The organism is Paenibacillus sp. FSL R7-0048 (genome assembly GCF_038004505.1).
Classification (GTDB): domain Bacteria; phylum Bacillota; class Bacilli; order Paenibacillales; family Paenibacillaceae; genus Paenibacillus_AQ; species Paenibacillus_AQ odorifer.
In genome coordinates this window covers 6,440,066-6,451,885 of the sequence record NZ_JBBORF010000001.1, presented here as the reverse complement: position 1 = coordinate 6,451,885, position 11,820 = coordinate 6,440,066, and the positions used below count along the sequence as shown (strand labels likewise).

Genomic DNA, 11,820 nt, shown 5'->3' with positions numbered 1-11,820 from the left:
ATGGACGATTTCCTCCTGAGTTATCTGGAAATCAAAATTACGGAGCATTGCAATTTAAACTGTAGCGTATGCTGCGACTTTGGAAACATCGCCGAGGCCGATGAATACGGTGTGGAAACTTACGAGAAAGATATGAAACGGCTGGTGCAGCTTGGCGTGAAGATCAAGAAAATTCGGTTACTAGGAGGGGAGCCGCTTCTGTCCAAGCATGTAGCTACATACATCAAGCTGACGAGAACCTATCAACCAGAAGCGGACATCCATCTAGTTACGAACGGTATGCTGCTTAGAAAAATGCCTCAGGATTTTTTTGAGATAGTTCGGGGGAACGACATTACAGTTCAAATTTCGAATTACCCGGAAGAGAAAAATCAGCCTTATATTGCTGAGGGGCGGCAGCGGTTGGAGGACGAGGGCGTCGTAAATTTTGAATACAAGCCAGTATGCTTCGAGATCGATTATACCTTTGAGGACAATCTAGAGGATGTAGAGAAGATTTTCAAAAGATGCAATTTAATATACAACTCCACCAATCTTTATCGAGGGAGAATATATAAATGCCCACGACCAATCAGTCTAAGACATTATGACAAGAAATATGGAACTGCGCTCTCTGACATGAGTGACGGTATTGACTTGTTCGAGCAGGGAATGACCTCGACTATAATCGAGCAAAGACTTGAGGAGCCGATAAGATCCTGCCGATACTGCACGCTCTATCGGGGTTATGTGGAGTGGGGGCAGAGCGCTCCGAACCCCAATTATTGGATCAATACGCCGGACAATGATCTGTTGATTGACAACTACGAACCGGGCAGCAGGAAAATGTACGATGCTCTCAACAAGTTTGAATATTTGATTATTGAGAATATAGAGGGAAACCTATCCTTCAGGAAAATTCAAATGGGGGAAATTATGGATTATCCCGATCACAGCTTTAATTTATGGCTCATTGATAAATACAGCATAGAGCGTTTCCATTTCTTCAAACGATTGATAAAAAGGCTAAACCGGAACATTACGGGCTATATCATGGACAATGAAGATTTCCTATGCTGGCTAGACGAACAGGAGCAGCAATCGCTGATCGACAAAAAAAAGATTGGGAATCTTCAGAAATCGATAACTATCTTATTCAGTACTGACGAGAAACTCACCTTAAAGAGCCTATCGTCAGTATTGAGAAAAGAGAAAAGAAGAACCGGGAGTCTGACATGAAAATTGTTGTCCTGACCCTCCCTGAAGAAAGTCATGTTAAACCGTTTCTTCATCTGTTCGATTATTTGACGGGGTTGAAACATGAGGTCACGATTTATATTAAGGACTCTCACCGTGCGATTCTACATAATCCCGATATGAAGCTAAAGATTTATAATCAGTACTTTCTGGACTATATCTTCAATTTCGGCAGAAACCTCTCACCGGCTAACGAACAGGTAGTCCCCAAGAACAGGATAGCCCGAACAGAACCGGAGAAGAAAGGCCAGGTGCTTGAGGCTAGCTATTTGTACCGATGGCGGTGTATCAAAAAATACTTAAAAAATCTGGAGGAGGATTTCAGTCAGTACGATTTGCTCCTGTATGATTACTATCTCTACTTTGGATATGTAGTATCAAAAACCTATGGTCTGACGCCGATATCCCTGATTCCGACGTTGTTGCCGTGCGGCTCGATACGGGATGAGAACCTTGATGATTTCCTGAGGATGAACTATGTTCTTGACACCGATAAACCTTTATTCTCAAGAAAAGGCACGGTCGACATGCTGGATGACTTCTCCAAAAGGCTTAGTGCCCAAACGAAGATGGACTTCGATTACTTCAGTAGCTTCTTCAGCGAGACCAATATCGTGGCAAGTTCACGTGAGCTCTATCCGGAAAGTTACTTGAAGAAGGCCGAACAGGCGTATTGTTTTATCGGTAGACAGCCAGCAGACGGTAACTTGCCCAATAGACCTGTACTGGAGAATGCCCCACCCTTAAAAGACTTATTGGTGTACATGGGGGAGATCGAGGATGTGGAGCAAGCTGAGCGAATGAACGACATCATTAAACAACTGTCGGCTTCCGGTTTGTCCGCGTATATTATCACTCGCAATTTGGATCAATGGGCGACGGAAGAGGTGTGCGTTTCTACCAACGTGGTCTGTCACACATATTTACCGATAGAGGAATATCTGAAGCAAGTGAGGGTGTTCGTCAGCCACGGTGGACTAAGTAGCATTAGTGAAGCTGCAATGGAGGGATTGCCGATGCTTCTGATTCCAACATCCGGCGAGCGGCTAATTAACGCCAGAAGGATTCAAGAACTGGGGGCTGGGGTTATGATGTCCGGGGATGTAGCATCTTTCTGTCTGCTGGACAGGATCGGATTGCTGCTGGCAGACGATAGTTACAACGTTAGATCGCGCAGACTGGGAGCCTCACTCCGGAACGCAAGCACCAACCTTTCCATCACCCTAGAGAATGTATTGTAAGGAGGAAGAAATGGACAGTATAGAAGTTTCCAAAGAAGATCTGAGAACGTTTCTGATCGCTTATCAAGGCTTGCTCCCAACGAAGCCCAGTGCTGACCGGCTGGGTATCATCGAATTCATCAAGAGAGTGGGCTGTATTCAGTATGACCCATTGAACATGGTCGGGCATAATCCCGATCTTGTGCTTCAGTCCCGCTTTAACGATTACGACCCAGACTTACTGGACAAGCTCCTCTACGAGACAAGGGATTTAATTGACGGATGGGATAAGATGATGGCGATTTATTCTTTGGAGGATTGGCCATACTTCCAAAGGCTTCGGGTCAGAAAGAGGGAAGAGACCGAGGGAATTCTGGCATACCGAAAGTCGAGTGAAGCGCTCAAGTACGTGGATAACGTCAGGGAATTCATTGCGAACAACGGTCCCGTATCCCCTTCGCGGTTGGACCTTGGCCGCGCTGAGAACGGACGCTGGGGCCATGGAAAACTGTCAAGCGCCACCATGGATTACATGTGGAACATGGGATCCTTGTCGGTGAAAGAAAAGAAAAACACCCAGAAGATCTATGATCTGACCGAGAATCTGCTGCCACAGGACATTCTGGAGCGGGCAGATCCGTTCGGGGACGACCATGCCTTTTATAAATGGTATTTCAAGAGGAGGATTGGAAGCATAGGGGCCTATTGGGACCGTAACGGAGGGGGCTGGCTCGGCCACTTCGTGTCGGACAAGCATCTGCGAGCCCAGGTGCTGAATGAATTGTCCGAAGCTGGTGAGTTGATCAGACTTAAGGTCTGGGACCTGAAGGAGACGTTTTACATGAGGGCCGAAGATATGGCCATTCTGAACAAGACGGCTTTAGATGTGGACCGGAAAGCCTTTTTCCTGGCTCCTCTAGACAATCTGCTATGGGATCGGAAGCTGGTCAAGGACATTTTTAATTTCGAGTACAGCTGGGAAGTATACAAACCCGTTTCTAGTCGGAAATACGGTTACTATGTGCTTCCGGTGCTTTACGGTAACCAACTTGTGGCCAGATTCGAGCCCGAGAAACACCGGGCGAACGAGCCGCTTAGTATCAAAAAATGGTGGTGGGAGGAGGGGGTCGCCGTAACGGACAACACAATCTCCGCGGTGACGGAAGCGCTGCAGGCTTTTTGCTCCTATCTGAAGGCGGACGGGCTGACTGCGGAATCGCTACTCAAAATTATGTAATTAGGTAGGTGACATTCATTGATCGGTTCATTTCCGCAAGAGAAGCGTTTTTTGAACATGGCTGACCCGTTGCTCAGTTCTTACTCCGACAGCGCCAATTTGTTCTCGGTTCTACAGACCCATGAAACCGTCGACCGTTTTAAGCAATGGGTGATCGACCACTATACTGGGCTGTACATCATCAACGACCCATACTCCGATGCCGATTGTTCGCTCAGCTACACGCAAAACTACGGCGAGTCTCTTCTGCTGAATTGTGATCTACTGGAATACCGAAAGTTCGACAGGGCCGATGTCGGACCGGACGGCGTGGCAAGTTGGATCAGACAGGCGATAGATGAAGGTTTCTACGTCGCCGTGTCCCTGAACAAGTATTATCTCCCTTGCGCCGCGGAATACCGGAAGCGGCATTTCAACCATCAAACAATGTTCTATGGATACGACCATCGTTCCGGGCTGTTGTATGCAGCGGACGGCTACAAAGGGGGGAAATACGCGCTGGAGCCGATTACTTATGAGGACGTGTATAACGCCTATAACGCATTCGATGAAGGTATCAATCCGGTATTTCACGATGTCTACCTACTTAGGAAGTACACGGAGGAAAACGGAGAGTGGAACACCTCAACCTTCCGCTCTTCCCTGGCCGACTATGTTCATGGAACACAGTCGGCCGAAGCCATCGGCGGACTGGCCCTTTATGATCGCGCCGTAGAAAGTCTGTCGGATGGGACCTGTCTGAATTGGGGCTTCTTCCATGTGCTACACGAGCGTAACATGCTGCTACGGGTGAAGGCAGAGTATCTGCAAGCCCTGGGGCTTCTGGACCTCACATCGGCTTCCTTCCGAAAGTTTGGCCAACTGGAAGAGGACAGCCTGCGGGTTCGTAATTTCCATTTTAAATATCAGATCATGACAGAACGGGTCGAGAACGAAACCCTCAAAGGTAAAGTGAGACAGGAGCTTCTGAACCTGAAGGAACTTGATGCCGAATGCTGTGAACTGTTGATGAATCTTATGGGGTAATTTAGAAAGGGTGAAATAATGAGGAAAATATTGGATGTTGCCAAGCCGCCATTCTCGTGTGATGTGGACGATGCGGATCTGTTGTCCGTGCTGTGGGTACACGAGGATGATATCAACATGAAGAAGTGGTTTATCCGAAACTTTATCGATCTGTGGTGCTATGAAACGGACGGAATCCAAACGATGTCATTCGACAAGCCATTCTCGACCAAGCTGCATTGCTTTAGACCGGAAGGGACAAAGCATAATTATTTTGACAAGCCTTTTCCGGACAGCTCGATTCACGATTGCCAGCTTCTGAGTAGGGTGGAATGGGACCGGGATACGCTGGAGAAAAAGTATGAGACGATAACGGATTTGATTGAGGAATGTATTTCCAACGGACTGTATATGTTTCTGGAAATTGACTGCTTTTACATTCCGGTCGCCTTATTCAACCAGAGAATCCATTACAACAGCCGCACGCTGATCTATGGCTTTGACACTGAGCAAAAGATCCTGAACGTGGCCGACTTCTACGGGCCCTTCGACCGGAATGTAGCTTTCAAATTCAGGGAAGTCAGCTATGAGGACTTCATCAAGGCCTATAGTAGCTATGAATGCAGCAAAAATCTGGAGCATGAGCGGTTACTGGCCTTCAAGTACAGCTCGACCGAAATCAGTCTCAACAAAGGTGAACTGAAGTACGCACTCAAACGTTATCTGGACGGTTTTGAAGACCCCTACAATAACATCCGGTTCGGTGTTAAATGTTATGATGCGATCAGTGAGGAGCTGGACAAGAAATACATGGACTTCCGGTTGTTCAATTTTGTGTACAGCCATGCCAAAGCTATGAAGATGCGGGCAGCCTATATGAAGGAGCTCGATGTGTTGGATGAATCATTCACGGATTTAAGTGCATTTGACGAATTGGAGAAGTTCGCCCTATCCTGCAGAAACAGCCTTATAAAATTCGTGGTTAGCCAGGATAAAGGCGTGAAGAACAAAGTCATCCAGCTATACGAAAAATTGCGCGACAAGGACATCGAATGCACCCGGTTACTGATGGACCATATCAAGGATGCTGAGAATGTGTACCGCTGGAAAAAAGGGCTGAAAGAGATTGAGCAAATAAGTGCTGATAACAAAGTAATTTATGCGGATAAGGGTTGATTGCCATGCCCAATGACCGTTATGACTTGGATACCGGCACTCTCGTTCCCTATATCCGGCTTTTTCGAGAACGTCTAGACGGTAACCTGATGAAGACGGCACTCGTCTGCGGTGAACAAGCTTTGTCGTACGAAGAGCTGGACAAGCGGTCGAACCGGGTGGCGGCGTTTTTGCAACGGAGGGCGGTTACGAGTCGGAGTGTTGTCGGTCTTTTTATGAACCGGACGTTGGACCTGTCGGTAGCGTTGCTGGGTATTATGAAGACCGGAGCGGCGTTCCTGCCGCTCGACCCGCAGTATCCGCCTCAGCGAATCAGACATATTGTTGAGGACAGCGGCTGCGAACTGATAATCGTTAATCAGAGCCTTGTGCCCAGTCTGGCTTACTATGAGTATACGGTCGGTTACGAGGAGATCGACCTGGTGGACGAATTCGGACTGCAGCCCGCGACAGCGAATCTGGACGAGGCTGCATACCTGTTGTACACATCCGGATCGACGGGCTTGCCAAAGGGCACGGTCATTACCCAGGAAGCGCTAGCTTCATTCGTGTACGGCATCACCGGCGAGATAGCATTCCCGGACGGCGGTGCAATGCTCTTCCTAACAACCATTTCCTTCGATATTTCACTGCTGGAACTACTGGTTCCCCTCTTGTACGGCATGCGGATCGTAATCGCTAACGAGAGGGAGCAGCGAAATCCGCATTTGCTGAAGAAGATCATTTCCGAGAAGGAAATAGACATAGTTCAGATGACGCCTTCCGCTATGCAACTACTGCTGGATTACGATAAGGAACTTGACTGTCTTCGGCGGGTGACCGATGTGCTACTTGGGGGAGAGGCGTTGCCTTTACCGGTGCTGGAGCATATCCGGACCTACACGGACGCCAACATTTATAACCTTTACGGTCCCACCGAGTCTACAATCTGGTGCATGGCTGCTAATCTGAAGAGCCGTAATTCCATCACCATTGGCAAACCGTTTCGTAGTGTGAAGGTGTACGTGCTTGATCCGGACATGAAGGAAGTGGAACCGGGGGTGATCGGGGAGCTGTATATCGGCGGGCCTCAGGTGGCCAAGGGCTATCTGAATCAGCCACAGCTAACCGCCGAGAAGTTCAGGAAAAATCCGTTTGAAGACGGGGGGATGATCTTCAAGTCCGGCGATTTGGTCCGGTGCTCGGATGAGGGGACTTTCGAGTTCCTGGGCAGGAACGACCATCAGGTCAAAATCCGTGGATTCCGGATCGAACCGGGTGAGATCGAATCGGTTCTGTTATGGCAGCAAGTTATTACTCATGTCGCCGTTGTGCCGAAGACTGGGAAAAACGGTCATTCCTATTTGTGTGGGTATTATGTGTCGGATGGGAGTGTAGACGAGCGGCAGCTGATCTCGAGCCTGCGAAAGGTATTACCCGGCTACATGATCCCGGAACAGTTGATCCGGCTAGACCAGTTGCCTTATACCCCGAATTTCAAAATTGACCGAAACGCCTTGATAAGCTTGGAGAATCTGACGGTCCCTCAATGACGGGGAGATCCATAACGAAGGAGTGTGGAAAAGATGAATTCCGTTGAACAGAGAGTCAGAGAGATTATTACAAGCCATGTTGATGTTTCTGTCGATATGGACAAAGTGAAGAACAACAGCTATCTCGATACGATCGGCGTAAACTCCATTAATTTTATTCGATCCGTGCTCGATTTGGAAAGCGAATATACCATCGAATTTGATATTGATATGCTAGGATTCGACAGCTTTGAGACCTTCGGCAATCTGGTGAAATATGTGGAACAGAAGATCAGTTGAAGTATTCAGCGGTGGGGAGATTAAATGGATAAGGAACATCTGAATGTGGCCGTCGTAGGGACGGGACCCTGGGGGAATCAGCACCTGATTTCCTTCGATCGAAACCGGCATACGAAACTGTGTGCCGTGGTCGGTAGGGATGAAATAAAGACGAGGGAAATCGCCGGACGGTATAACATTCGTCCTTACACCGATATCCGCGAGATGTACCGCAGTGAGAAGGTCGACCTGGTCAGTATCTGCCTGAACGGAATGCATAATTATTTGGACACGCTCTATGCAATCCGGCAGGGAGTGCCACTACTGATCGAAAAGCCCTTATCGTTCTCTCTCGCGGAAGGAGAACGGTTATTACAGGAGATCGAGAGGACGCATACCTTTGTCTCGATCAACTTCATGCACAGATTTGGCAAACCTGTGCAGTATGCCTATAAAGCGATCCAAAAAAACAAGCTGGGCGATCCTTTGATCGTCCTGTGGAAGCTTGAGCATCAAGGCAGCTGCGCGGATCACGAATACCGAAATCTTATCGAGAGCCAATGCCACGGGTTGGATCTGATTGAACATTTGTGCGGTGAGATTGAATCCGTTATGGCCGAGATGACAAATGTGACGCAAAAAGGGTGCTCCTCGCTAAGTGTGGCGTTTAAGCTGAAGAACGGGGGGGTGGGGAGTCTTGTTGGTTCTTATGACTCCATTGATTTTTACCGGCCTTCCCAATTCATGGAAATTACAGGAACAAAAGGAAAAATAAGGATAGAAGACTTCGTGAAAAGGTACAGCTTCCAGAGCATGGGAAGCGAAGATCTAGTAGAGTGGCGTCCTAGTCTTTTTAATTCCGTTGATTGTGATGTGATTTACAACCTGGACAAGCACATTAACGAAATATGCAAAGCCCTTGTGCTTGGTAAGGATCCTCCCGTTAAGGCGAGCCACGGCTACAGAGTATTGTATCTGGCAAACCGAATCATAGAATCCTTTGAACGAGGAGTGCGAGTGCTGGTCTAGAACCTTGAGAACAGGCGTTAGTCCATTGAAACACAGGGGGTAAGGATGGAACTTCTCATACCAGTAAGTTTAATCGATCATGACGACGCAAGAAATTGCACCGAGGAGTCTTTGGCCACCATCGCCTCCTTTCTTGGTAAGGATCACATGCTGATGTACAAAGACGCCTGGCACTTTGCTTATGTCACCCACGATCTGGGAGCCGGACCTTACATGTTCGGTCCTTTGCTGAAGCATGACGAAAAGATTGGCCATAACCTCGAATATTTGGCCCAGTACCACGGTATCCGATTTCATTACCTTAAGAAGTCTACGGAACCGGATATTTCCGGTTTTGTCATGGATGAGCTGAAGGATTCCCGGCCCGTTGCCTTGGATATCGACGGCTTTTGGTGCCCGTGGATCGCGGAATATCAAACCAAACATATCGATCATGGTATTGTCATTTCCGGTGTTGATCGTTCCCGGTGTAGCTTCATTTGTACGGACAGCTTCTACGGTAAAAATGGGGTGACTCTACCCTTTAATCACTTGGACAATGGGCTGCTCGGAGTCTACAGATACGAACTGACCTCGTCCCAGATATATCGCTACGAGCAAATCGGTGCCGATATACTGGCGAACTACGAGAAATACGGATCTCTGGAATCGCTGGAGGAGTTCACTGCGGATTTCGGCCGGTATTTCGACTTTGCCACAGAAATTGAAGGTGTACCCGGCTATGACGTTTCACTGTTCTATATTAACTTTGACCGCTATCGGAAGAACAGAAACAAAATGTCCAAGCTACTTGCTTTTATCGCTCACCGAAGCCAATCCGAAAAGATTCATGGGTTGTCCACGGACATGCATGAGATTTACAGGAGCTGGGATATTTTCCATAAGTACATGCTCAAATTGTACCTATCCGGTAAATTTGATGGGGTTAAGGAGAAGGTGATCCGTTATCTCAACGACATTTTGGTCAAGGAAACGCAGTTCTACGAGAAATTAAAACATGCGAATACTCTATTTAACTACTTGTAGGAGTGAGAAGCAATGCAACAAGCGGAGATCGGACTTATTGTAAGGGAAATTGTGAATGAAGTGGCCGAAGCTAATAGGGAACCATTGAGCTTTGATTTTATGAAGTACGAACTAAGCGATTACACCCTTAACTCTATTACTTTCGTTATGCTGATTGTGCGGCTGGAAGGAGAATTCGATATCGAATTCGACGATGATTATTTGAGTCTGGAACGATTCTCCACCTTTGACGATTTCGTCCGGCTCATTTCCGAAAAGCGGCACGAGCAGGTGCTTTGATGAGAGGTATGCATAAGGGAACCTGTACTCAAATGTATATGATGCAAACACGGTTCGATGAGCTGGAGATAGACGAGACCTTTTTGTACGGCCGGTTGCAACTCGGCGAAATTCGGTCCCTGCCTGAGAGAAGGCGGAGTCTGTTTGCCAGATGCCTGTTGTATTATGTGCTGGAGAAGGACTGGGGTATTGGCGACATAGCGCTTGTCAACGGAAGATTTGGTAAACCGCACTTAAACGGTGGGCATGGGGTTCAGTTCAATATCAGCCATTCGGGTGATTGGGTGTGCTGCGCCGTCAGTCCGGACGTAGTGGGTGTGGATATCCAGGTCGTTCACGAGTTGGATTTGGAGATCAGCCAGCGTTTTTTTATGGAGGAAGAACATGCCTTTATTTTATCCGGGGAAGATCCTGTAAGCAGAACTTCCAAGTTCTTTGACATTTGGAGCTGCAAGGAAGCTTATATCAAAATGCTGGGATACGGCCTAAATAAGCCGTTAAACAGCTTTGAAATTAGGCCGAGTATGGAGGATGGCTACTGTGTGCACGATGAGTTGGCGGTGGAGGACTGTCGTTTGTATCTACAGAAGTATGAGGAGGTTTACAAGCTGGCCGTCTGCTACAACACGCCTGAGCTTGTAATGACTGTAGAGGATCATTCGGTGGTGCTCGCGTTCATCTCGGGTAAGTATGGCGGAAAGCAAACAACAGTATTATGAGGTAAGGGAGGCCAAACGTTTTGGAAACCGTTCAAAAGTCAATCCCGGATATGGATATTCCTTATTATATCCCATGTCTATATCCTTTGATCAATATGTGGTTGAACGCCAACCGGTATGATATTGGTATTAATCTTCTGACAAATCACGATCTACTGAGCGTTCCGACGTTCGCCCTGGACCGAACGGATCTTAGAGGCGAAGTATACATGTGGGACGTTCAACGGCTAGGACGCCAGTATTTACAGACAAAGCTGGGTTTGACACTGGAGTTTATTGAAATCGAAGAAAGTGCAAAGCAGGATTACCTTCATCGCTATCTCAAGCAGGACAACTGCCTGATTATGGGTGGAACGACGTATCATTTGCCACAATCCAAGGATTATCACAGCCGACACTTCGTGGATAACATTGTCCGGGATGGCCGCTTGATGCTTATGACGCATTGGCTTGCCGTTACGGGTGGTGATTTTACGTCATATCAACTGTATGACCCGGTCCCAAATAAATTTCAGGGAGATATCGACGGTGATAATTTGATGCAATTCTGGAAAGGTTTGAGGTATATCCCGGAAATTAGCGAGTTTGAGGATGTAAAAGAGCAGTTGGTCAACGGAGTGTGCCACGTCCATATGGACAAAAAACGACTGCCGGACAAACAAGTACTGGCCCGGGATATTTTGCGTGAAATCATACAGATCCATTACCATCGGGGCCCGGTACGGGAAGGCAATCGAGATTTTTACTACGGCATTAATGCCTTGCAGCAATTAGGCTCATTCTACCGGGACGCAATTACGCAGGTTTTGGATGTTCAGGAGAGAGAAGCGCTGTGGAAATGTTTTTTCGACCTGAAATTCAGTTTTCATTTTCTCAGGCTGTTGTTCGAAGAATTCAGCGAAGTGGAGGACGCCCTTCTAGTAGAGAAAATTAAATCAGACCTGGATGAACTGATCGTGAACATTATTAAGCTGTCAAGCATCATGCAGGCCAACCGTATGCGGGGAAAACATGAGAATTATATTCAAAGCAAAGTGGAGAAAAGTCTGGAACAAATAATGAAGAGTCAGAAATCGCTGCTGCTTCTCATGGAGGGATTGTGA

12 protein-coding genes are annotated in these 11,820 nt (G+C 47.4%); all 12 read left to right on the top strand.

From position 1 onward, the window contains the following. The 12 genes from NSQ91_RS28490 to NSQ91_RS28435 are packed head-to-tail and all read left to right on the top strand — an operon-like array spanning position 1 to position 11,820. Positions 1 to 1,218: a radical SAM protein gene (locus NSQ91_RS28490; RefSeq protein ID WP_076193986.1), complete on the top strand. Its 1,218-nt coding sequence runs from the start codon at positions 1 to 3 to the stop codon at positions 1,216 to 1,218. Further along, positions 1,215 to 2,477, top strand: coding sequence for a glycosyltransferase (locus NSQ91_RS28485; protein ID WP_076193988.1), 1,263 nt, complete (start codon positions 1,215 to 1,217; stop codon positions 2,475 to 2,477). Before NSQ91_RS28490 ends, NSQ91_RS28485 begins: the two co-directional genes overlap by 4 nt. Positions 2,478 to 2,487: 10 nt before the next feature. Further along, on the top strand, positions 2,488 to 3,693 hold the full coding sequence (locus tag NSQ91_RS28480) for a DNA glycosylase AlkZ-like family protein (RefSeq protein WP_076193990.1): 1,206 nt from the start codon (positions 2,488 to 2,490) through the stop codon (positions 3,691 to 3,693). A gap of 18 nt (positions 3,694 to 3,711) precedes the next feature. Next, the gene (locus NSQ91_RS28475; protein WP_076193992.1) at positions 3,712 to 4,719 is read left to right on the top strand and encodes a hypothetical protein; all 1,008 of its coding nucleotides are present in this window, start codon (positions 3,712 to 3,714) and stop codon (positions 4,717 to 4,719) included. An 18-nt stretch (positions 4,720 to 4,737) separates the two neighbouring features. Then, entirely contained in the window at positions 4,738 to 5,874 is a 1,137-nt protein-coding gene (locus NSQ91_RS28470) for a hypothetical protein (protein ID WP_143762778.1), read from the top strand. A gap of 5 nt (positions 5,875 to 5,879) precedes the next feature. Then, positions 5,880 to 7,406, top strand: a complete 1,527-nt coding sequence (locus tag NSQ91_RS28465) for an amino acid adenylation domain-containing protein (RefSeq protein ID WP_076193995.1) — start codon at positions 5,880 to 5,882, stop codon at positions 7,404 to 7,406. Positions 7,407 to 7,439: 33 nt separating this feature from the next. Further along, complete coding sequence (locus NSQ91_RS28460) at positions 7,440 to 7,685, top strand: acyl carrier protein (RefSeq protein ID WP_076193997.1); 246 nt, start codon at positions 7,440 to 7,442, stop codon at positions 7,683 to 7,685. Positions 7,686 to 7,709: 24 nt separating this feature from the next. Further along, positions 7,710 to 8,693, top strand: coding sequence for a Gfo/Idh/MocA family protein (locus NSQ91_RS28455; RefSeq protein ID WP_076193999.1), 984 nt, complete (start codon positions 7,710 to 7,712; stop codon positions 8,691 to 8,693). 45 nt (positions 8,694 to 8,738) lie between these two features. Then, positions 8,739 to 9,719 (top strand): hypothetical protein, encoded by a 981-nt coding sequence (locus NSQ91_RS28450; protein WP_076194000.1) that lies wholly within the window; start codon positions 8,739 to 8,741, stop codon positions 9,717 to 9,719. Positions 9,720 to 9,731: 12 nt separating this feature from the next. Continuing rightward, the gene (locus NSQ91_RS28445) at positions 9,732 to 9,998 is read left to right on the top strand and encodes an acyl carrier protein (protein WP_076194001.1); all 267 of its coding nucleotides are present in this window, start codon (positions 9,732 to 9,734) and stop codon (positions 9,996 to 9,998) included. Further along, positions 9,998 to 10,717: a 4'-phosphopantetheinyl transferase family protein gene (locus tag NSQ91_RS28440; protein ID WP_076194002.1), complete on the top strand. Its 720-nt coding sequence runs from the start codon at positions 9,998 to 10,000 to the stop codon at positions 10,715 to 10,717. Before NSQ91_RS28445 ends, NSQ91_RS28440 begins: the two co-directional genes overlap by 1 nt. A 20-nt stretch (positions 10,718 to 10,737) precedes the next feature. Continuing rightward, complete coding sequence (locus NSQ91_RS28435) at positions 10,738 to 11,820, top strand: hypothetical protein (protein ID WP_076194003.1); 1,083 nt, start codon at positions 10,738 to 10,740, stop codon at positions 11,818 to 11,820.